Source organism: Lysinibacillus telephonicus (genome assembly GCF_039654155.1).
GTDB classification, from domain to species: domain Bacteria; phylum Bacillota; class Bacilli; order Bacillales_A; family Planococcaceae; genus Ureibacillus; species Ureibacillus telephonicus.
The window spans coordinates 2,505,444-2,527,073 of the sequence record NZ_CP155468.1; the positions used below are offsets into that span (position 1 = coordinate 2,505,444).

The following is a 21,630-nucleotide window of genomic DNA, read 5'->3' on the forward strand; positions in this document are numbered from 1 at the left end:
TTCAGTATACAGTATTTATTGCTTAATAATTCTACTGTATATGAATAGTATAATGGTAAATTTAACAATTTGCAAATGTTGTCAATTAAATCTACATGTATAAGAAGTTGTACGATTTGAAAAAAATAAAGAAGGCATTTCTGCCCTCTACTCTTGGATTTTATTTAGAATGGAAGCTAGAATGAACATTGTATTCAGAGATGCATTATCATTCTAGTAAATGTCAAAGTAACAGATTGATAGAGCATCCTAATTGGTAACACGGCTTAAATCGACCTATATACTTATCCAATTATTTTCTTCTTTGCATTCGAGAACTCTTCATCACTTAATAACCCCTCTTGTTTTAGTAAAACTAACTTCTCGAGTTCTTCAGTCAATGAAGTATTATCCACAGTTTCTTCGATAAAAACAGGTTTATTTGAGAAATCTTTTAAATCTGAATCTTTAGTTTTTACATCCATTTCTGAATCGTGTTCATCTGCTTGTTTAATTAGGACACTAATTAAGTTATGGCAGTAATTTGCAGAATCAATTTCTTTTTTTAATAAATCCTTTGAATGAGAAATGTTTGATTTATAAAAATTAATAGTTTGTACTGGACTTTTAGTATCATTTACAATAACTTGAAGTTTTATTTCACTTATATTTTCTTTAGTAGTCTGCTTCCCAGATAACCCTCCTATGATTGCACCAACTCCACCTGCTAAAACACTTCCTAAAAGCGCTCCACCAATTTGACTACTCCTACTAGTAGATGTAATAGTATCTCCATTAATTATAACTTCTGATTTTAGAATATCACTAAAACTATACTTTTTAGGGGATTTCTCATGCCAATAGAAACATATTTGTTTTGAATTTTCATCTATAAGTAATTTTTCATTTCCGTTCATTGAGGTAAATTCTTGTGTTTGGTTAAAACCCTCAATGCCTTTTATGGTATCACGTATAATATATTGCTTTCTCCATTCTGCTTGCCTATTTTCTTCTTCATTTTTTTTATTTGCCCAATACACTACTATCGGTGCTACAACCGCCCCAGCAATAAAGATTATCCAACCTCCAAAATTGTCTGGGAATGGACTACCATGAGAAATCCAACTACCTATCAAAGCAAAATAAGTAATTATTGAAAATAGTAAAGATATTAAACCTATCATTGAATAATTCAAAATATCACCACTCCAATATAAATATAAGTTTTTAACACTCTAATATTTATACTAATATATAAAAACTAGTTGGAAAACTATTATTTTCAATTTAAAACTTATTTTACTTCTAATTATCAACTCCCCCATCCATCTCCCCATCCGGAATCTTTTGGTAGATAAACATCGCCTAATACTTGACTAATTAAATATCCTTCATCAGATTTAGATGAAATTTCTACAACATAATCATTTGCACCGCCAGTAGCTTCTAAATTAGTAAATGTTATAGTTGTATCAGTAACTTCTACTTCTCGTACAATGTCAAAGTAGTTTTCTATTTTCAACCTAACGTTATAGCCTTGTGTTGCTAGTGGGTCTGCTATCCAATTAAAAGTTATTTGACCATCAGCAACATCATCAGTAGCAGGTACAGTAGTATATGTGATAGTTCCTACATCAGTAAATGTTCTGTTAGGGTCTGCTGGCTCTTCTGGCTCAACAGGTGGTTCTTCTGGCTCTTCTGGTGGCTCAATTCCATCATTATTATAAAATGAATCATCAACAGTACCATCATAATCAGAGTGATTTAAATTCGTTTCCCACGCAATATCTTTGTCATTTGGATTACTTGTACTTGTTACTTTTACATTGATTCTAACTAGTCCCTTTTTGATGAAGTCAAAGCCAGTATACTCATATTGCCTATTATCAATTATAATATCATGCTTGGTTATAATATCTGTAAATGATTTGTAGATTGCTCTAGTAGTTGCATTGTCTTGAACAAATAAAGCCAATTCCCCTTCTGCTAAGACAACTTGTTTACCTTCATCTAATCCGAAATCAGTTGTTGTTTGAACAATGCAAGGTACTTGTTTTATATCATATGCTACATATTTATAGTTTTCTCTATCTTTAATAGACAGATTAAACTTAATATAATGCTCTGCACAGCGAATAATTGCTTTGTACGATTCATAGCGTTTTGTTTTCACTTGGTTGATGACATAATAATCTTTGCCATTATAAATGATATGGTCTCCACGCTTTAATTCTGTAATTGTAGATACATATTTATCATCAAGTTCATTCATTGGTGTATTAGAGATGATTGCTTCGGTCTCAATGTTATTGACTTTAATAGTTGTTCCTGCTCTATCTAAAAAGACTTTAAAATCATTATCTTGAACACCTAATATATTTACTTTCATTTTATCATTCCTTTCGTATAACCTTTATAAAAAAAGGAAAGAACTCGACTAAGATTGCCGAGTTCCTCATTAATTTTTATTGAAACAGCATGAAAAAGTTACTATCATTTGAATCATCAGAAATAGGCATTGTTCTAATTTTGCGTTCTAGTTGGTCTATACGAGCCATTAGGTTCTCATGGAATGCTGAAATGGTCATATCATCTTGTTTATAATCCTTCATTAGTTCTGGATTGTTTGCAACAGATTCGAGGATTGCTAGAGCAGTTTGGTAAATTGCTCTTTTCGATTTATTTGAATTTGGATTATATTCGTCATAGTGGTTAAGACTATTTTCAGCAAGGTACACTCGAAATTCTTCATGTGTTAGTTCAATTCCTTGCGTTTCTAATTGTAATCTTTGTAGATTATTCATGAAAACACTCTCCTTAAAGTTAGATTAATTTATGAATAGATATAAAAAACATCTGACCTCTATTGATATGAGGTAGATGTTCGTTGATTTATGATATTAGGGAAATTATTAGTGTTTAATTGATGAAAATAGTTATGAGGTGGTTTTACAAAAATTTTGCTCATGTGTAAAGGGGTATTACTAGCGACATAAACATTTGTTCGGGGTATCGCAAACTGTATATTCATTCCTATATATTAATGAAAACATTGATTTTTCCCTACCCTCAATAGTATATTGATACATAAATATGAATATTTATACTAAAAAACAACTTCCGATAATCAATCTTATGTCTACTAGACATATATAATTGTATAAAATAATGTATAATAACTAGCAGACAACTTTATATAGAATTGTGTACATGGTCAAGAATCTACAGACATTTCGGACAAGAATCTCCGGATAAATTTATTTTATTTGCTATGATAACAAGTATAATATTAAAGATAAATGTCCGGACATTCTTGTCCATATACAAATTGTGGTTCTATCTAAAATACAATTTTCATTTAAAAAAATGCCAAGTCGGCTCTAATTTAAAGTACTACGCCTTAGTTCCGACCACTGTACTAATATTATATACTTTGTATAATTTTTGCATAACCTTCACTCTCAGTCAATATCCACCAATTAAACGGATATTTGAACCCTAAAACGAGACATATATACAATTATTTTCTTTTTAGACACTTAACATATCCCCCAAAGACTTTCTCTATTAAGTAGTACAGGCGGGTGACTACGGGTCATACCTTTCTACTTTAATCACTAAATATTTCCTACTTAGAAATTAAACTGCTACTTCTTTTCTTTCAAAAGTCTCTTCATTTTTATCTTCAATATTCATACTCTTATTATTCACTTTTTTGAATTCACTCTCACTCTGACCACTCAATCGTTCCATTTCTTGAGCAACATCTTTCGTATATGGACTGTTTTCTAAGATACTCTCAATACTAATAGCACCAATCTCACTCAATGCTTTCAAGTTCTCGATAATATCCTTCTCATTAGTTGGTCTACTATATTGGAATACAATATCAAGTGAATCAAATGCTTCTCCATCAATAACAATCCCCATCTTACTTAACAACTTTGCAATCACTTCAAATCTACGTTCCATTCCTTCTCTAACATATCTTTCATTAAGACCTGCTTTAATGTCAGCCAGTTGGAACAATAGCTTCATAGACACTTCACTAAGATTACTTACATCAGTATTATTCAAACTAACAGCAGGTGTATTAGATACATCTAACAAAGCTTGTTTCAATGTCTTATAAATTGTTTCAAATGACTGATAATCTAATTGATTACTAACCATCTTGAAGTCACTACCATCATCTAATACTATCCCACCACCAACGATGTGATTAGGCAATCCATCACCTTTCAACTGCTGTCCAGTTACAACAGGTATTGGATTATGATGTTTATAGAATGAATCAGCAAATTTACTTAATATATCTTCCATGTTATCCAATATTCCAATAAAGTCATCCAAATCACTTCTACCAAATCTTGAATCTAATTCATTTACATTCTTATAGCAGATAGGGAGTCCACTCACATTTTTCTTATATTCCAACAAGTAGAACTCATCTTCTCCTGTACCTGCATTTGTATAGGTTTCTACTCGATCGTCATAATATACAGTATAGTAATCACTGTAATCAGCAACATAATATTCAATGAATGCAATTAATTCATTCTTATAGTTATAAACAGGATAACTATCTTCTGATGCAATTAATTTGCTTTTAATAACACCATCTTCAACATAGATATATTCATAAGCATTACCATACTTTACAATAGAATCTAAAATGTCAAAATCAATCTTATTGTACTTACCTTTCTTATAAACTTTCTTAAATTCCGCAACTATATCTTCGTTACCAGTTAAACTAACTGGATTCTTTAATAGATAGCTTGTCTGAAAGTTAAGAATGGTTTTACTATATTGCAGAACAATCTTTCTAGGTTCATATAATTTACCATTATATTGCTCTGTACCTCTATTCAAGATTGCATGTTGACCACTTAAATAATCTTTCTTGTCTAATATATCTTTTATCCTTTGTTGATGATATGGCATAGACACTTCCTCTACAAACCACTTATCATTACCATTGTGAGTTTTAGCTATATATTCTTGAATGTCCATTTACAACACTCTCCTTCAAATTTATACATACCATTTATTTGCTTTGATACCTTGTACTGCTAATGAAAATGAGATAACCAGGTCATCATGGTTGTTCTCACCTTTCTTATTCCCTGTCTTTCCATCACTCTCTACAAATATCTGCATTTCCGCTAATGTTTCACGACAATTAATCATGACCATTCCTTGTTCAAAATACTCTTTGAAATCACTTATCAATACTGATTTCGTAACTTGACTTGTCTGCCAACCTAATTTCATTTGTTTCTTGCCTGTTTGTTGATTAAATACCTTATGCTTATATAGATTCAAATACTCATACTCTTTTCTTAATCTCTCTAATAATGGCAATCCATATGAGTTACGTTCTACAACCATAAAGGTATAATTATAAAACTTTCCAATACAATCAATAATCTCTGCAAATAAATAAACTGGAACTTTGTTATTGTAGAAACTAGCAACCTGTTCACCATCTGAATCAATAATCGAAATTGTCGAATTGTCAGCACCAGAACCGCTTGATGTATCGACACCACCATAGTATTTAACATTGGGTTTAGGTAATTTATAAATAAAAAGCCCCTTATTCACATAACGTAACAAGAGGTCTGGAATCCCTTTTAATTCACTTTTGTCTAATGCTCTAGGTAGTCTATTGATTCTCTCCAACACTTTGCTTTGGTCAAAAACGCTGAAACCACTACTGATAAATGATTCCATTGGATTAGATGGGAACTCTTGATAGAACTCTTGAATCGACATATCTAGTAACTTCCATTGTCGCCACATAAGTTGTTTTAAACTAGCACCATTCTCATATAAAATCTTTTCGTCTTGGTCTAATTCATCTGGTCTTAACCTTTGTCCTCGATTCGTTGTCCTGTACCATTCTTCTGCTTGGTCATATTCGTGTTTGAATTGTTTAATATAAGCACTTGAATAGAATGGGAAGAAGAAGGCTTTATACTTACTTTTCCCTTTAAATGCATTCATGAATATCTTTTGATAGTGATTGAATCCATTTGATGTTGTTTCAATTACAATTCGACTTGATTCATTCTTTGCAAGTGCCTGTTCAGCAGATAACAGCACCTTCTCTTGATTTTGATAGAAAGCAAACTCTGACAAAAGAATGTATTGATACGTGGTTCCCCTTCCGATATCTTTTACCCCTGCTACAGCACATTGAATCCTACTTCCATTATCTAAAACAAATTCATCTCTATTACTTCTTTTAATCTTAGGGAATGTATATTTTTCATGAGGAAGTGAATCATACATCATCTTTAACTTCTCGAATAAAGATGTAGATGAGTCCGATTTATACGATACTAGCAGATAGTTTGTATTCCTATTTAAACAAGCATAGTAAAGACATAAACCCAATGACAGCGTAGAGAATCCTATCTGTCTGGCTTTGGCTATGATATTAAACTTAACCATGTCATTAATAAACATCTCCTGTTGCTCATTGACCTTGAATGGAACTAAATCACCATTGTTATCAACGATTCTGACAAAGTTTTGTAGCCATAACTTCGGACTGTCATTGATTATCTTTAACTTGTCTACCTTTTTTACTGCCATCTTTATCACCTCTAATCTAGTATTAAATCATCAGCATCTTCATCTTCTTCCTTAACTTCAATGCTTTTAATTGCCATCTTTGCATAACTATCAATTTCTTTTTGTAATGCCATAAACAATTTAACTGCCTTGTCATCACCTGTTTTAGCATTAGCAACAACAACTTCATATACTTCTTGTAAGTCATCAGCACTTCGACCTTGTAACATAAGAGAAACGAGGGCTTTATATTCCTCTGACTTCTCCCAACGAGTGTAAGGATTCATGGTCTTTTTACCAACCACTTTAAGAAATTCTTCTTCTGATTTCTGTGGCTTCGATTGGTCAAACCTTACTTGTGGAAATTTGTATTTAAAATACTCTGCTCTATCCCATTGGACTGACTTCAACGCTTCGTGTATATTCATTTAACATCTTCTCCTTTGATTTAATTTCAAATAAAAAAGACAACCAACTGAATGGTTGCCTTGTTCTTTAATCAAATGGTAATGAATCAATGTCTTGCTCTTGTTTATATAAATAATCTGTCTCATCTTCTTCATTATCATCTGCAAATTTGCTTCTAAATTCCTCTGTCATGTAGTGTGGAATTTTTTCTTCTTCTATTTCTATTCCATCAACAATTGATTTGATTTCTTCATCAGTATTAATTTCATAAGCATACGCATTATCTTCTTCGTCAAGGTCATAACCAACTATATCAACTTTCTTTTGTAATTCATCTGGTGTCATCTCTTGTTCTCTCTTAGATAGTTTATCATTACCTAAGTTAAAGATACTACGTTTAATCTTGTGTTCGTTGCCACCTTTAAACAACTCTAACACTTCTCTTTCCCGACTTAATAACATTTGTCTAGCATTGTCTCGTTTTTGTTTATCATTTCCACCCATCATCTTAGCGAACTTCTCTCTAGACATTTTATCAAGTGTTGGAGATTCAGTTGTAAGGAAGATTTCAATATCTTCAACAGATAACTTACTACCATTTGATATGAGTTGTGGTCTTTCTTTGATTCTTGGTTCTCCTTCTGACATAATAGTAGTAGTTGCTTTCTCAATTGCTTTCGTTCTAGCAGTTTTACCTAGTACAGATGGTCTATAACCTTCTGCAACCTCTGGCATTTCACCTTGTAAGAAATAAGTATTTCTTTCTTGTCGAGGTCTGCCATCTTCTGCATAGTATAAAGAACCATCTTCATTTCTTTTATATTCACCATGCAGAATTTCAATGATACCTTCTTCTTCTAACTTCTTGATGTTACTCTTTGCTGTACTAGGAACAACACCTAATACATTCTCCCATTCTTTAAATGAAATAGAATACTTTTTACCAGAAGGTAATTCAAGTTCACTTCTCCATGCAATATGAGTAAGCACTTTTAATCTTTGACCAAACTTTATTGGCTTACCTTGTTTGGCTAAATCTAAAACTTTCTTAGTAACTGGTGTATATCCAGTGAATTTAATTCCATCTTGGGTTGCTAAAACATCTTTTAAATCATGTAAGATATGGATAGTAAGAAATGGTGAATCCTTAATATCCTTACCAATATAATCTACTTTAATATATCCTTTTTGTTGTAGAGATTCGATTGATTCACTTACTTTATCTCTACCTCTACTTATGTTTTTATCAATCTGTAATTCTGCATTTAACATATCAACATTTGTCTTTGTGATATTTGTGTCAAAGGCAGTAACATTAACACCAATTTGTACAAGTACAGCAATCTCAACATCAGTAAGATAATACTCTGAATCGTATGCTCTTGATACGTTGGGTAATCTATAATATGGTGGTACTTTTTTAAATTCTTCCTTATGTTCTACTTCACCTAACACATCATTTGTGCTATCATTATCTATATAATTACTCATAACATCTAACTCCTTTTAACATTTATCAATTTGGCTTGGTAATAAAGGGGGCATGGCTTAAACAATGGCAGTTGTCTAAGCCATTTTATCTGCTTTGATTTCTTTACCTCTATCACGATATTCTTGTAGTGCTTTTTCAATCTCTGGTGTTCTTTTAAACTGCCAGAACTTACTGAATGTTTTTTCATGTAGACCACAACAAATATAATTAAACTTTTTTTCCATTTTTAAATACTTAAATAAATTTGTTGAATAACAGTAAAAGTATTCTCTTTCATCAAACATTTAATCATCTCCTAGTAAAGTAGAATAACTGACATGGTTAGCACTCGTTAAAGCCAAAGAGAATACTTTTCCTTTGAGTTTCTTTTTACTAGACACATATTTCCCCATCATATCAATTCTATCATTCTTGAACTTCTTCTTCAATGTAAACTTACCTTGTGGTAATGATAGGTCATATCCTAGTATCTTGTCGATTTCCTCTAACAATATATCAGTTTCTAAATATCCATCCTTGTTTATAATTATCTTCTCATTTAGTTTGTACTTCTTACTGATTTGCTCAAAATCTTTTTGAGTGTACCGTTCCTGCAACTCAATCAATTCATCAAAGTCTATCATTTTAAGCCAAGCATTTTGTGTTTCCTTAAACTTCTTAATGTAATGTCCTTTGTATGATGAATCAATCGCTAATAGTATCATCTTACCTTCATCTGATTCTGGTAAAGGTAAATTATAATAACTCCACACTTGTAATAGTGTTGAACCCGCCCATTTTTCTGTATAGTTGGTTTTGTTGATTTTAAATATTGTGTTAAGGTTTGCCGACTGCTTGTTTATGTTATCTCTGCTTGACAACATTGTCACATGATTATCCCAACATTTACCCTTCAACAAAGGAATATCAACTCCTATGGCTTGCTTCTGTTCGTCTGAATCCATTACATAGAAATTATCAAAGGAGTAAAAATAATTAACCTCATAGCCTTTTACTTGCTCCAGAACTTTGCAACTTAACCATGAGTCAATATCATCTGACATACACAGTTGATATTGACTTCCATCTGTATCATTTATCCAACTAGGCATTTTCTCTCGAATATCTTGTCTCATAAGATTCGTGAAAGCGAAAAATCTCACTCATCTTTTCACCAATAAAAACTTGCAATATTAAAATTTAAAACTATAAATAAAATGCGAATTTTACCTACTCGCATACTCTCCTTTTACTCCACATTGGTAAAAGGAGTTTCTATGTCTTTCTTTTCACTTATGTCACCTAGCCTTTCATTTTAACTATTTTGAATCTATATATTTTCTATATTTTGCAACTTTATTTTCCGACATTTCCCACAAATCATTTTCATACTTGGAAAGTAGCGAAATTGAACAATCTATAAAATTAGCTATTTCTCTTAATCTAATTTTTTTCTTTCTACGTTTGATGACATAAACATCTTTCTCATTCATTTTTATTTATCCCACCTTTACAAAAAGTTGAATTTACACCAATTAAAAAAGAGTGGGAAAAATCCCACCCTCACTTATTAAGCACCTAGAGTAAACTCTGCAATTGCTTTTTTCGTAGCAACTTCTAAAGTTGCTTCAGCAACAACTTGTCCTGCCACACTATCACCAGTTTTACCTAGCAACTCAAATACAGGTTGACGTAAATATGCAACGCTTAGAGCATTTAAATCAAACGCTACAATCTTATCAGTAGGAACATGTCTGTCTAACACGAACTTTAATTGTCCATAGTTAGTGTTGATTGTTTGAACAACTAGACCAAACTCGTTTGTTGTAGCAACATAGTTGTATTTATCTTTGTACAGTTCATCAATTTGTTCTTTTAAATCTGCATTGACAAGAGCGTAAACTTCTCCTGTTGCAACACCTTGTTCCCATAACTTACGAGCAAGTTGTTTAACTTCCGCTTCTGTAATAACTCCTGCTGTAGCTCCAACAATTTTATTGTCAGCATGGACAAATTGTAGAATACCATCCATTTTACGGATTCCAGTTACTTCACCATTATCCTTAACACCGTTTATAAGGCGCTTCTCAATATTTACTTTTAACTCTGCTAATCTGTCATTAATTTCAGAACTAAATAAATCTCCAACAGCACTAGTTGCTTGTGCTGTACCAGAAACTTTAGCAGACTTCATGAAGATTTCCATCACGTTGTTAAGTTCAGCACGAACACCTTGAGAAAAGTTAGTTGCTTCTGAACCTTCTGCTACTGATACATCATCAGTAAGGTCTAAAGATTTTTCTCTCCAAGTATGAATCTTAGCAGTAGCGTCTTTTTGACGACCATTTGCTAATAATAATGTAGCGAAAGGTGTGTCGATTGGAGCGACCATTGCAATCTCTTTACCTAAACTAATATTTTCTTGTGTAGTTAATTTTGTAGAATCTAACATATTATCATTTCCCCTTTATTAATCAATCATTATTATTTGAAAAACTTAGACAACTTTAAACCAATCATAGATTTTGTATCTTTGTTCTTTTCAGCCAAAGAATACTTGTCTGTTTGTCTATGATTCTGTGGCACATATCCACTAGATAGTTCTCGTTTACCTAAAACTTCTTGAAACTTTTGAATCTTCTCTTGTAATTGTTTGCTGTTGTGTTCTTCAACATTAATAAACTCTGCAAAGTCCTCTAACCCTGCCATTCGTAATTCAAGGTTGACTTCCTTGTTCCAGAGTTCTTTCATTTTTTCTTCTCTTGCAACATCTTCTGGTGAAGGTTCTGCATTTTTTGCTTTCAACTCTTCAAGTTGTTGCTTCATTTCTTCAATTAAGCGTTCTGTTTTCTCACCTAATTTTTCTTCAACAGCTTCTTCTGTTTCAACAACTTCATCTTTTTTTTCCTCAACCTTTTCAAACACTTCATCTTTATTAACATCTTCCATTTTTACATATCCCCTTTCATTGATTTAACATCACTTTCAAATACAGTTAATCTATTATCTATGTTTTCCACTTTAGTTCCGATTGTTTCCATACGAGTAGTTAGTAATTCTAAGGTATCTGTTGTCTTTTCTAAATGTGTCATTAATCTATCTTCTCGTTCCTTAGATTCCTTTCGAGAGTTGATTAAGAGCCACACAAATAACACTGCAAATATGCCTTGCGAAACAAACATATCTAAAGGTAAATGTTCCATTGAACCACCTCCCTAATTGATAAATGCTCTGTGAAAACTTCCTCTTGTGAGGACTGGTTTATCATTGTATGTGCCAGAATATTCATAAACTAAAAATTTTGAATCGCCTTCTGGAACAACATAATCATACTCATAAACCCCAACATCTGTTTTGTTCTCATCTGTAACAGTGATACTTTCAATTTCTTCAAATGAATCGCCATCTAAGATTCGTAATTTTACATCAATTGGATTTACTAGATTACCACTAAAATTTCTAAATCGAACTATCAAGCGTATTGTGTCGCCAATTAAAGCCATTTATTTACTCTCTCACCTCCACAAGAGTTTCATTTTCTAAAGCATTCAATCCATATTGATTTGATAAATATTGTGACAATGTACCATTCTCTAGATGGCTTACGATTGCTTTTATTTCTTCTGGTTTTAGATTAGGTGTTATTGCTCTACCAACAATCACATCAACAAATGATAATGATTGTCTTAATGACTTAATTTCTCTTTGAACATCACTTGTTATAGGTTTTATATGAGATGTAACTGTTTCTTCCAATAATCTAACTTGTTGCTTAATTACTTCAATATTTGATGTAATTGGTAAAATATAAGATGAGATTTTTTCGTTTCCAACTTTAACAATCTGCATTTCTCTACTAACACCAGAAACAATATCCCTAACAAATGTTGTTCCTACTTTAACTGATTTGATTATTTTTTGTGTGTCTGCCGAAAGCCTATTAATAGAAGAAACTATTTTTTGATTTGCTACTTTATTTAGCATTACACTAGATTTAACATTGTCCATGTAAGAAACTACGTTTCTAGTCCTCAATAACAACTACTACTCGTTCTTCAAAAGCTTTCAGTGAAGGGTATGCACCATCTTTAACTGTCCATATATCATTTGATAGATAATAATAATTACTTGCTGTTTGCATGTAATCAGTATCTCTAGGTAATACACCAGTTGTTGTGCTTGTAACTCTTCCTAATGTTGTTTTGTCGTATTCACAATTACTAAATACTGCATCATAACCAATGGAAGTTGATATTTTTCCATAGAAACCACCAGTTCCATTCCACCCATTATTTGCAGTAATTGTTCCTATTGCAAAACATCTGTGAAACTGTGTATCTTTTGGTTTTGTACCACCAGAAGAAACAGGATAGCCAACAAAGCCACCATAGTAATCTAATGTACCAGTTATTAAATCAACATCTGACCAACAATCGTAGAATGTAGCACCACTTCCTGCATAAGATGTAAATCCACCTGCATATCTGAAACCACCAACTTGCTCTAATCTACCAGTTGTATAGCATTCATCAAATCTAGTGTTGTAACTTGAACCAACTATTACACCTGCATAATGATAGTTAGTAATAATGTCTGCATTTTCTATACCAAGTTTTTTAATGATTGCACCATTTGTTCTATCAATTAAACCAGTTCTAACATTCACTCCAACAGCATGTCTAATCTTCATGTTGGAAATCTTCTTGCCATTACCATCTAATTGACCAGTGAATACTCCACCATTACAAAGAGGTGTCCATTCAGAATCAGATAAATCAATATCATCCATTAACTTGTAACAAGCAGTCAAATCATTATTAATTGCTTCTAAATCTGCTCTAGTTGTTATTTGATAAGGGTCATTTACTGTTCCAGTACCTAACATTTAACTCAACTCCTTACCATTCACCCCAACCAGAATCTCCACCAGTACCTTCTTCAACAACAACTTGAGGAATCTGTATTTGGTGTTTTACTGTTAGTTGGTCGCCTGTTCCTTCCATTGTGAATGATGTAAAGTTTTCTTCTGAAAAAGCTGTACCATCAACAGCTACATCATAGATTGCACATGAAGCAAATGTTTGAGGTAATGTGATATCGCTATCAGAACCAGTAACAACAATCTGTAATTCTAATGTCTGTGAACCTGCTTGATGTGTAAATGTCACTCTACTGTCTGTTGTATCTGCTCTAAGAACAGCAACACCATTGTCATCTCGAAGTTCAATAAACTTCCAATTTGCTTGAATATAATCTCTAATCGCTTGATAACCTGCTGTTTTAATTTCTGCCAACAATATCATTCCTTTCTGATTGGATTAAAAAAGGTACTAACCATTTGGCTAGTACCTTGTCATTACAAAAATTGAATTATAATCATAAAAAAGTAGGAAGAAATTTCTTCCTAATGAATGAAGTAACAAAATTAACAACATAGAATTTTTAGGAGGTCTATGTTGTTGCAGTTATTTGCTTAGATAAAATTACAGGTTGTAAATATCACCCACTGATATTTACTCCCCTATATTCATTAAAGTGATTCTGACACCCAAAGTTACACCTTTTTGGCAAACTGATATTTTTAAGTCCTAATTCTCTTTCTAATCTTTCTCTTTTTATTATCTCATTACTGTCCGATTTTTGTATGTATACATACATTATATTTCAGAACGATAAAAATTTATGTACATATACATACAATTTTTTCATCATTTAGAACTTGTACTTATTTTTATATTTTTCGATTTTTACATCTTTATTATACTAAAAAATGATGAAAGAAGCACTCGTACTGATTTCTCATTTTTATAAATTTAATTCTTTACGTCTTATTATTGCTTGATGTTCTTCTGCTTTTATGCTACATGAAGATTATCGTCTATATTCAAAATTCAATCCCCCTATATATCTAAGTTGTTCAGTGGTGAATGCTTATGATACTTACGACCAATTTCTTCATCTGTAAAATCAAGATATGCTTTCATGGTTGTTTCTACACTTGAATGTCCAAGTAAACGTGATAATGTAGCAAAATCACCATTTTCCAATAGATAATACTTTGCAAAATTATTTCTTAATAAATGAGGATGAACTTCTAAGCCTATAATCTTACCTTTTTTCTTAACAGTTCCTTCAAAATTCGTAACATCTAACCTTGTCCCTTTTGTTGTAGGAAAAAGATAGTCAGAATCTGAGTACCTATCTCTATGCTTAATCCAACGTTTCAAATCAACCGACATTTTGTGTCCAAAGAATACATAACGCTCATGACCATTTTTTGTTTTTCTGATTAGAATTGATTTAGTACGAAAGTCTATATCCTCTGGCATTAACTCACAACATTCGTTTGCTCTAATTCCTGTATCTAAAATAATTCGTAATTGAACCCATGTCCTGTACTCATGGAATTTTGTTAAATCAAAACTGCCAAACAGTAATTTCAATTCTTGTTCATTTAGTAATTGTTTCTTTTTCCGTTTCGGTTTAATTTTCTCGATATTTTCTGTTGGGTTTACGGTAATTTCTCGTTCTTTCATCAAAAAGTTAAAAAATACCCTTATATTCCTTAAATAATTTGCAATGGTTGTGTCGCTTATTTGTTTGTTATAATCTGTTCTTTTTTCGGGATGATTGATAGATAATGACTTTTCCGTAGTGGTTACAGTATACTTCCCTCTTTCCCTTAGGTATTTGATGTAATGTCTAATGTGGGATGTTTTTACTTTTGAAGCGTCATCAACACCTAACTCCTGTTTCAAATAATTAAGGAATAATGTTAGTGACTGTTCATAGCTTTTTAACGTCTTTTTTGATAAGTGTTTCGAATCGCAATACAGTAAAAATGAATCTAGTTGTAAATCTAATTCAGTGATATTTCTTTCTAAAGAACGCAAAAAGACACCTCCAATTTATTAATTATTTTTGAAACCAATAAATTGAACGTGTCCAAAATTTATAGACATTTATTTAGTTATTTATAGGTCTGAAAAGAAGTTTATTGGTAAATTCTTTAGGTGTAAAGACAATACCAACCATCTACAAATGCACTCACACCAACCTTAAGAAGCAATCAACTCAATACGAATTTTATCCGCAATCATGGCAATAAATTCTGAGTTAGTTGGTTTTGATTTTAAATGATGTACTGTGTAGCCGAACATTTGAGAGATAGATTCATAGTTTCCACGGTTCCATGCGACTTCGATGGCATGACGAATTGCACGCTCAACACGTGAAGGCGTTGTGCCGAATTTTTTTGCAATTTCTGGGTATAAGATTTTCGTTACTGAACCTAATAATTCGATATCATAATATACCATTTGAATTGCTTCCCTTAAGTATGAATACCCCTTAATATGAGCTGGAACTCCGATTTCTTTAATAATTGAAGTAATTGTTGTATCGAGTTGACGTTGATTTACTTTTGCTTGTCCTTCAGGCTGCAAGATGCTTTGTCTTTTTACACTTTCCGTTTTTTGGCCAGCACAATGAAGGATTTTTTGAACGAGTTGATCAAATTCAAACGGTTTTAACATAAAATAAGAGGCACCATAAGTTACTGCTTGCTTCATAACATCTTCTTGTCCAAAAGCAGTCAGCATAATGACTTGTGTTTTTGCGAGCCGGTCATCGCTGTACATTGCCTCAAGAACCCCTAATCCATCTAAATGAGGCATAATAATATCAAGGAGCAGAACATCTGGTTGATAATCTTCCAACATTTTAATACAAAGCTTTCCATTCGATGCAGTTGCAACAACTTCAATATCTGGATGGTTTTCAAAATATTGTTCCATCGTTCTTACTAAATCCCGGTTATCGTCGGCTATTGCCACTTTTACTTTCGCCAAAAAAATTCCTCCTTTGATTATACTTACTAGCTTTCTACTTTTTTTGTACTTCCTCTCAATTTACGTCACAGTTTTTACATACTTGACAAGTTTATTTTCGACATTGCTTTAAAAAAACCTTTTCATAAAAAAAAAATAATTATGTAGTATTAGAGTTTCATCGTTTATCGACATATTTTTCATTATTCCAGTTCTGGTATAATTTATTATAATTTATTTTCATAAAAAAAAGAAGGAATGGGGTTGTCTTTAATTTTGATATGCTCCCTATTAGGTAGACAGATGAAAAAATAAAAATTCATCTACCTAATAGGGGGCTTTTTTTATGACCTTTTATAAGTATCCAAAAGAATTTATGTTAAAAATCATTCAACTTTATTTATCAGGCGACTACTCATTTGAAAAACTTGGGCAAAAATTTCAAATTCATAAAAGTACCTTGAAAGAATGGTATGTAAAATATGAAGTATTTGGTGAAGCGGTTTTTGAGCATGGTTTTCCGCAACGGAAGTACACAAAAGAACAGAAGTACCAGGTGGTGGAAGATTATCTATCTGGTCATTATTCATTACTGGAGCTCATGAAAAAACATCAAATTTCGGGTAGAACCATTTTAATGAACTGGGTAAAAAAGTATACTAGTCATAGTGAATTAAATGATTCGGGTAAAGGAATGAGCCAAACTATGACAAAGGGACGAAAAACAACAGTTGAAGAGCGAATTCAAATTGTCGACTACTGTTTAAAGCATCAAAAAAACTATCAATTAGCAGCGGAAACATTCGATGTTTCCTATCAACAGGTGTATCAATGGGTGAAGAAATTTGAAGCGAATGGTGAAGAGGCGTTACATGATCGTCGAGGTCGTACAAAAGAAGAAGCTGAATTAACAGTAGAAGAAAAATTGAAACTAGAAATTAAACGAATTGAACGTGAAAATGAACGTTTACGCGCAGAAAATTTATTTTTAAAAAAGTTAGAGGCGATCGAAAGGAGGCGTCGATAACACAAGTTCGTTTACAACAGCGTTATGAAGCAATTCAAGAACTACATGAAGAAGAACAATTAGCGATTATTTTATTATGCGACATCGCAGGTATTTCACGCGCCGCTTATTATAAGTGGTTAAAACGAACACCTACTGCTCGAGAAACTTTAAATCAGTCGCTATTAGAAGGAATTCGACGACTTTACCAACAAGTATCTGGGACTTATGGTTACCGTCGTATAACAATCACAATTAATCGTTACAGAAAAATAACGAATTTACCGCCAATTAATGAAAAACGTGTTTATCGTTTAATGGAAATTGATCAGCTTAAAGCTGTCATCCGTAGAAAACGAAAGCAGTATAAGAAATCCCCTGTTCATCATGTGGCAGAAAATGTGTTAAACCGAGAATTTACAGCTGATAAACCTAATAAAAAATGGTGTACTGACGTGACAGAATTTAAATATGGGAATGGAAAAAAAGCCTATTTAAGCGCAATTATTGATTTACATGATGGTTCTATTGTGAGTTATGAATTTGGCCACTCAAACAATAATGCATTAGTATTTAAGACGATTAAAAAAGCGATAAAAACCTTACGTGAAGGTGAACATCCATTAATACATAGTGATCGTGGGTTCCAATATACTTCAAAGAAGTTTAAGGAAATCATTGACGAAGCAAAACTGACTCAAAGTATGTCTCGAGTTGGACGTTGTATTGATAACGCCCCAATCGAATCATTCTGGGGTACATTAAAGTGCGAGAAATATTATTTAAAGAAATACCATACATATGAGTCACTGAAACAAGCGATTGATGAGTATATTCATTTTTATAATCATTATCGTTACACAAAAAAATTAAACGGCTTAAGCCCTTTAGAATTCCGAGCTCAAGCCGCTTAAAATCTTTTTATTATTTATACTGTCTACTTGACGGGGAGCAGTTCATTTTTCAGACGACCCCCTTCTCCTTATTTCGGTTCTTTCTTTAACATTTCATTTACGGTAATGGCTGCACCTCTTGATGGTTGTTCAACAAACATATGAGTAACCGCTCCAACGAATTTCCCTTTTTGAATAACAGGACTACCGCTCATTCCTTGCAAAATTCCACCGGTTTTTTGCAACAGCTCTTTATCCGTCACAATAAATTGCAAAAAGTTATCCTCGATTTTTACAATATCAATTGCAAATGCTTCTACTTCGGAACCTTCTATTGCTGTATATAGCTCAGCTTGACCAAGCTCAATTTCTTCCTCATGCATAATTTCGATTGGCTTGCGCATGCTTTGTTTTAAATCACTTTCCCAATTGCCAAAAATTCCGTATAAGTCATTAGACTTAACATTCCCTAGTCGGATGTTATTATTTTCAATAACAGAGATTTTATACCCTGGATTTCCTGGTTTACTTTTCTTAATTTGTTCTATGGAGGCTAAAAAAATTGATCCATCAGTAAAACTTGGCGGCTCCTTTAGTACACCATCAATTATTTGATGACCTAATGCACCATATTGTTTCGATTCTGGATCTATAAAAGTTAATGTACCTATGCCATCTGTCTCATCTTTTATAAACGGCAAAATATTATTTGCCTGTTCATTGGTCAATGAAATATCACGTTGCTGTTGCGTTTTTTGTTTTACCGAGATTGTTAAATCATTTGTAGTGAAATGTTGTTTTAATTTTTCAATGGATGTGACAGGTAATCCGTTCACTTTTGTTATTACATCACCTTTTTTTAGCCACTGTCCATTCGGAAGTAAAACATCATGTGCAACGTATACAAATGGCAATTGCAACTGTATACCTATTGATTCACCCATCGGTATTAATTTTTTCGCCGATGCATAAACGCTTGGCGATAAAATAAAAACAGTAAGTAAAACCAAAGTTAACAGATTACGCAAATGGCATTTCATAGTCCACCTCCTTAAGATTTGTACATTTACTATGTGTCAGTTGTACATCATTAATGAGAGGTAAATATTTGTCGTCAGGAGTTTCACATTACAAAAATATGGATAAAGAAGCAGTCTCGATATTCGAGACTGCTCTCTTTAATAAGCGAAACAGAAAAATTAATTTATTGTCTCATTAATTTTTTTGAAATGATTAAACTAAATTAAAATGTTTTTCATTTCTTGTTTTCGTATGTCTGCTAATTTAAGCAACTCTGATGCATGCTGTAGGGTCAAATCAGTAATTTCAGATCCACTCATCATTCTACTTACCTCTTCAATTCGAGCAGCTGCATCTATATTAGAGACTGTTGTGTACGTACGGTTTTGTTCTACTTGTTTTCGGATTAAATAATGTTGATCTGCCATAGCAGCAACTTGTGGCAAGTGAGATATACAGAGCACTTGAGACTGAATGGAAATTGCAGCAATTTTTTCGGCAATAGCTTGAGCTACCCGTCCACTAACTCCAGTATCTACTTCGTCAAAAATAATGGACGTTACACCGTTAGAAGACGAGAAAATGGTTTTTAATGCAAGCATAATTCGAGATAATTCTCCGCCAGAGGCAATTTTCGGTAATGATTTAGGCGGTTCGCCAACATTTGTTGATATATAGAATGATACATAGTCTTTCCCATTCATATCAAAACTATGTAAGGATTCAAAATTTACGATAAATTTTGCTTTTTCCATATGTAAATCACGAAGCTGATTCATAATTGCTTCACTTAATTTTAAAGAGCATTGTTTTCTAATTTTTGTTAATTTCAGAGCAAGCTTATGGAGTGTTTCCTCCATTTCTACAAGCTTTTTCTCGTTATTTTGAATGATTTCATCGCGGTTTTGCAAAAGAATAATTTCTTCTTTTATTTTTTCGAAATAATCCAGTATCTCCTCAACAGTCGTGCCATATTTACGTTTCATTGACTGGTATTGCGCCAACCTTTGCTCTACTTCATTTAAACGGTCAGGCTCGAATTCAAGCTCGTCCAACACATTTTTAATTTGATGGGAAGCGTCCTGTAATGCGTAAAATGATGTTGCGACCAATTCAGCAGATTCTTTAAATTGTTCATCAAGCTCGACAATATCTTCTAGTGCATTCATCGCATTTCCTAAATGATCAAGACTTTTTAAATCACCTGAAATTGCTTCATATGCCAAATTTGCCCGTTCAAATATTTTATGGAAGTTTAATAGACGGCGACGTTCATCGAGCAGTGCATCTTCTTCACCAATTTTAAGATTTGCTTCTTCAAGTTCATTAATTTGGAATTGATATAAATCTATGCGCTGGGCAATACGCTGCTCATCCATGTTTAATTCTGCTACTTCGCGTTTAAAGTCACGATAAGCTTGGTAGCACTGCACATACTCTTCTTTCACAACTTTTATCTCATTAGCAGCAAAGTAATCCAGTAAATGAATATGCTGTCTTTCATCCATTAGCTCTTGGCTCTCATGCTGACCATGAATATCAATTAATGTAGAACCAATATCGCGCAAAATTGATAAAGGCACTAATTTTCCATTTATACGACAAACGCTTTTTCCTTTTTCATTTATATCTCTGCGTAAGATAATTGTTCCTTCTTCACTCTCAATGCCCGCTTCTTCTAGCTTGGGGTAAATAGGGTGTTGTTCATTCGCAATTAAAAACAGCCCTGTCAATTCGGCCTTTGTAGCACCATGTCGTATAAACTCATGTGATGCTCGTCCACCAGCAAGAAGATGAACAGCATCGATAATAATAGATTTTCCCGCACCAGTTTCTCCCGTTAACACTGTCAGACCTTCAGAAAAATTTACAGTTAAGTCGTCAATTATTGCAAAGTTACGAATACTAAGCTCTTTTAACAAAAATATCCACCTCTTAAAGTAAATCTAGTAATCGATTTTTTACAACTTCACGATCTTCTTCTCTACGACAAATGATTAAGATTGTATCATCACCTGATAGTGTTCCTAATATTTCCTTCCATTCTAAATGGTCTAGTAGTACTGCAATCGCATTACCATTACCAGGCAATGATTTTAACATTAAGAAATGCGAAACTCCGTCAATGCTGACAAATGAATCTGACAACGCTCTTTGTAGTTTTTGCAGCGGATTAAATCGTTGATCTGCTGGCAAGCTATATTTATAGCGGCCATCTTGAAGAGGAACTTTTACTAAATGCAATTCCTTAATATCTCGAGAAACTGTTGCCTGCGTTACATTATAACCTGCTTGCTTAAGTCGATTAACTAAATCATCCTGTGTTTCGATTTCATTATTTGATATGATTTCACGAATGCGCATATGGCGTTGACCTTTATTCATTTCCGTCACCTCTTATGAATATATATGTATATTTATACTAACATTTCAAAGTAA

At 32.7% G+C, this 21,630-nt stretch carries 23 protein-coding genes; 1 reads left to right on the forward strand and 22 read right to left on the reverse strand.

Annotation, left to right across the window (positions count from 1 at the left end; genetic code table 11):
* Positions 1–284: 284 nt before the first annotated feature.
* The 19 genes from MKY04_RS11930 to spo0A form a co-directional block, all read right to left on the reverse strand.
* On the reverse strand, positions 285–1,175 hold the full coding sequence (locus tag MKY04_RS11930) for an SHOCT domain-containing protein (protein WP_346234430.1): 891 nt from the start codon (positions 1,173–1,175) through the stop codon (positions 285–287).
* Positions 1,176–1,291: 116 nt separating this feature from the next.
* Positions 1,292–2,368, reverse strand: coding sequence for a hypothetical protein (locus MKY04_RS11935; RefSeq protein WP_346234431.1), 1,077 nt, complete (start codon positions 2,366–2,368; stop codon positions 1,292–1,294).
* A gap of 76 nt (positions 2,369–2,444) precedes the next feature.
* Positions 2,445–2,783, reverse strand: a complete 339-nt coding sequence (locus MKY04_RS11940; RefSeq protein WP_346234432.1) for a hypothetical protein — start codon at positions 2,781–2,783, stop codon at positions 2,445–2,447.
* Between the two features lie 835 nt (positions 2,784–3,618).
* Positions 3,619–4,995: a phage portal protein gene (locus MKY04_RS11945; protein ID WP_346234433.1), complete on the reverse strand. Its 1,377-nt coding sequence runs from the start codon at positions 4,993–4,995 to the stop codon at positions 3,619–3,621.
* A gap of 21 nt (positions 4,996–5,016) precedes the next feature.
* Positions 5,017–6,585 carry a terminase large subunit domain-containing protein gene (locus MKY04_RS11950; protein ID WP_346234434.1) on the reverse strand — a complete coding sequence of 523 codons (1,569 nt, stop codon included), beginning with the start codon at positions 6,583–6,585 and terminating at the stop codon, positions 5,017–5,019.
* Between the two features lie 11 nt (positions 6,586–6,596).
* Positions 6,597–6,992, reverse strand: a complete 396-nt coding sequence (locus MKY04_RS11955; RefSeq protein WP_346234435.1) for a hypothetical protein — start codon at positions 6,990–6,992, stop codon at positions 6,597–6,599.
* Between the two features lie 67 nt (positions 6,993–7,059).
* Positions 7,060–8,463, reverse strand: a complete 1,404-nt coding sequence (locus MKY04_RS11960) for a hypothetical protein (RefSeq protein WP_346234436.1) — start codon at positions 8,461–8,463, stop codon at positions 7,060–7,062.
* A 75-nt stretch (positions 8,464–8,538) separates the two neighbouring features.
* Positions 8,539–8,748, reverse strand: a complete 210-nt coding sequence (locus MKY04_RS11965) for a hypothetical protein (protein WP_346234437.1) — start codon at positions 8,746–8,748, stop codon at positions 8,539–8,541.
* Positions 8,749–9,606, reverse strand: coding sequence for a hypothetical protein (locus tag MKY04_RS11970; protein WP_346234438.1), 858 nt, complete (start codon positions 9,604–9,606; stop codon positions 8,749–8,751). It lies immediately after the preceding gene.
* Positions 9,607–9,762: 156 nt separating this feature from the next.
* Positions 9,763–9,936: an XRE family transcriptional regulator gene (locus MKY04_RS11975; protein ID WP_346234439.1), complete on the reverse strand. Its 174-nt coding sequence runs from the start codon at positions 9,934–9,936 to the stop codon at positions 9,763–9,765.
* A gap of 77 nt (positions 9,937–10,013) precedes the next feature.
* Positions 10,014–10,895 (reverse strand): SU10 major capsid protein, encoded by an 882-nt coding sequence (locus MKY04_RS11980; protein WP_346234440.1) that lies wholly within the window; start codon positions 10,893–10,895, stop codon positions 10,014–10,016.
* A gap of 32 nt (positions 10,896–10,927) precedes the next feature.
* The gene (locus tag MKY04_RS11985; protein ID WP_346234441.1) at positions 10,928–11,392 is read right to left on the reverse strand and encodes a hypothetical protein; all 465 of its coding nucleotides are present in this window, start codon (positions 11,390–11,392) and stop codon (positions 10,928–10,930) included.
* 2 nt (positions 11,393–11,394) lie between these two features.
* Complete coding sequence (locus tag MKY04_RS11990; RefSeq protein ID WP_346234442.1) at positions 11,395–11,646, reverse strand: BhlA/UviB family holin-like peptide; 252 nt, start codon at positions 11,644–11,646, stop codon at positions 11,395–11,397.
* 12 nt (positions 11,647–11,658) lie between these two features.
* On the reverse strand, positions 11,659–11,946 hold the full coding sequence (locus MKY04_RS11995) for a hypothetical protein (protein ID WP_346234443.1): 288 nt from the start codon (positions 11,944–11,946) through the stop codon (positions 11,659–11,661).
* Between the two features lie 4 nt (positions 11,947–11,950).
* Positions 11,951–12,478: a hypothetical protein gene (locus MKY04_RS12000; RefSeq protein WP_346234444.1), complete on the reverse strand. Its 528-nt coding sequence runs from the start codon at positions 12,476–12,478 to the stop codon at positions 11,951–11,953.
* Positions 12,468–13,328: a hypothetical protein gene (locus tag MKY04_RS12005; protein WP_346234445.1), complete on the reverse strand. Its 861-nt coding sequence runs from the start codon at positions 13,326–13,328 to the stop codon at positions 12,468–12,470. The genes MKY04_RS12000 and MKY04_RS12005 overlap by 11 nt, the downstream gene beginning before the upstream one ends.
* 13 nt (positions 13,329–13,341) lie before the next feature.
* A complete protein-coding gene (locus tag MKY04_RS12010; RefSeq protein WP_346234446.1) occupies positions 13,342–13,737 on the reverse strand; it encodes a hypothetical protein in 396 nt (131 codons plus the stop codon).
* A gap of 606 nt (positions 13,738–14,343) precedes the next feature.
* Positions 14,344–15,315 carry a tyrosine-type recombinase/integrase gene (locus tag MKY04_RS12015; protein ID WP_428833906.1) on the reverse strand — a complete coding sequence of 324 codons (972 nt, stop codon included), beginning with the start codon at positions 15,313–15,315 and terminating at the stop codon, positions 14,344–14,346.
* A gap of 186 nt (positions 15,316–15,501) precedes the next feature.
* A complete protein-coding gene (spo0A, locus tag MKY04_RS12020) occupies positions 15,502–16,293 on the reverse strand; it encodes a sporulation transcription factor Spo0A (RefSeq protein WP_126295080.1) in 792 nt (263 codons plus the stop codon).
* 325 nt (positions 16,294–16,618) lie between these two features.
* Between spo0A and MKY04_RS12025 the strand changes: the two genes are divergently transcribed.
* Positions 16,619–18,192 (forward strand): IS3 family transposase gene (locus MKY04_RS12025; protein WP_428833881.1). Its coding sequence is split into 2 segments (ribosomal slippage): positions 16,619–17,261 and positions 17,261–18,192, totalling 1,575 coding nucleotides; the frame shifts between segments, so codons are not numbered across the junction.
* A 68-nt stretch (positions 18,193–18,260) separates the two neighbouring features.
* On the opposite strand, the gene MKY04_RS12030 is transcribed toward MKY04_RS12025, so the two are convergent.
* The 3 genes from MKY04_RS12030 to ahrC form a co-directional block, all read right to left on the reverse strand.
* Positions 18,261–19,211: a SpoIVB peptidase S55 domain-containing protein gene (locus tag MKY04_RS12030; protein WP_346234448.1), complete on the reverse strand. Its 951-nt coding sequence runs from the start codon at positions 19,209–19,211 to the stop codon at positions 18,261–18,263.
* Positions 19,212–19,409: 198 nt separating this feature from the next.
* Positions 19,410–21,113 (reverse strand): DNA repair protein RecN, encoded by a 1,704-nt coding sequence (gene recN / locus MKY04_RS12035; protein WP_126295076.1) that lies wholly within the window; start codon positions 21,111–21,113, stop codon positions 19,410–19,412.
* A 13-nt stretch (positions 21,114–21,126) separates the two neighbouring features.
* Complete coding sequence (gene ahrC, locus MKY04_RS12040) at positions 21,127–21,576, reverse strand: transcriptional regulator AhrC/ArgR (RefSeq protein ID WP_126295075.1); 450 nt, start codon at positions 21,574–21,576, stop codon at positions 21,127–21,129.
* Positions 21,577–21,630 lie beyond the last annotated feature (54 nt).

What these genes read in the sequence shown, in the direction of transcription:
- MKY04_RS11935 (WP_346234431.1), bottom strand. Translation starts at nt 2,368, where the DNA reads ATGAAAGTAAATATATTAGGTGTTCAAGATAATGATTTTAAAGTCTTT.
- MKY04_RS11940 (WP_346234432.1), bottom strand. Translation starts at nt 2,783, where the DNA reads ATGAATAATCTACAAAGATTACAATTAGAAACGCAAGGAATTGAACTA.
- MKY04_RS11945 (WP_346234433.1), bottom strand. Translation starts at nt 4,995, where the DNA reads ATGGACATTCAAGAATATATAGCTAAAACTCACAATGGTAATGATAAG.
- MKY04_RS11950 (WP_346234434.1), bottom strand. Translation starts at nt 6,585, where the DNA reads ATGGCAGTAAAAAAGGTAGACAAGTTAAAGATAATCAATGACAGTCCG.
- MKY04_RS11955 (WP_346234435.1), bottom strand. Translation starts at nt 6,992, where the DNA reads ATGAATATACACGAAGCGTTGAAGTCAGTCCAATGGGATAGAGCAGAG.
- MKY04_RS11960 (WP_346234436.1), bottom strand. Translation starts at nt 8,463, where the DNA reads ATGAGTAATTATATAGATAATGATAGCACAAATGATGTGTTAGGTGAA.
- MKY04_RS11965 (WP_346234437.1), bottom strand. Translation starts at nt 8,748, where the DNA reads ATGTTTGATGAAAGAGAATACTTTTACTGTTATTCAACAAATTTATTT.
- MKY04_RS11975 (WP_346234439.1), bottom strand. Translation starts at nt 9,936, where the DNA reads ATGAATGAGAAAGATGTTTATGTCATCAAACGTAGAAAGAAAAAAATT.
- MKY04_RS11980 (WP_346234440.1), bottom strand. Translation starts at nt 10,895, where the DNA reads ATGTTAGATTCTACAAAATTAACTACACAAGAAAATATTAGTTTAGGT.
- MKY04_RS11985 (WP_346234441.1), bottom strand. Translation starts at nt 11,392, where the DNA reads ATGGAAGATGTTAATAAAGATGAAGTGTTTGAAAAGGTTGAGGAAAAA.
- MKY04_RS11990 (WP_346234442.1), bottom strand. Translation starts at nt 11,646, where the DNA reads ATGGAACATTTACCTTTAGATATGTTTGTTTCGCAAGGCATATTTGCA.
- MKY04_RS11995 (WP_346234443.1), bottom strand. Translation starts at nt 11,946, where the DNA reads ATGGCTTTAATTGGCGACACAATACGCTTGATAGTTCGATTTAGAAAT.
- MKY04_RS12005 (WP_346234445.1), bottom strand. Translation starts at nt 13,328, where the DNA reads ATGTTAGGTACTGGAACAGTAAATGACCCTTATCAAATAACAACTAGA.
- MKY04_RS12030 (WP_346234448.1), bottom strand. Translation starts at nt 19,211, where the DNA reads ATGAAATGCCATTTGCGTAATCTGTTAACTTTGGTTTTACTTACTGTT.
- ahrC (WP_126295075.1), bottom strand. Translation starts at nt 21,576, where the DNA reads ATGAATAAAGGTCAACGCCATATGCGCATTCGTGAAATCATATCAAAT.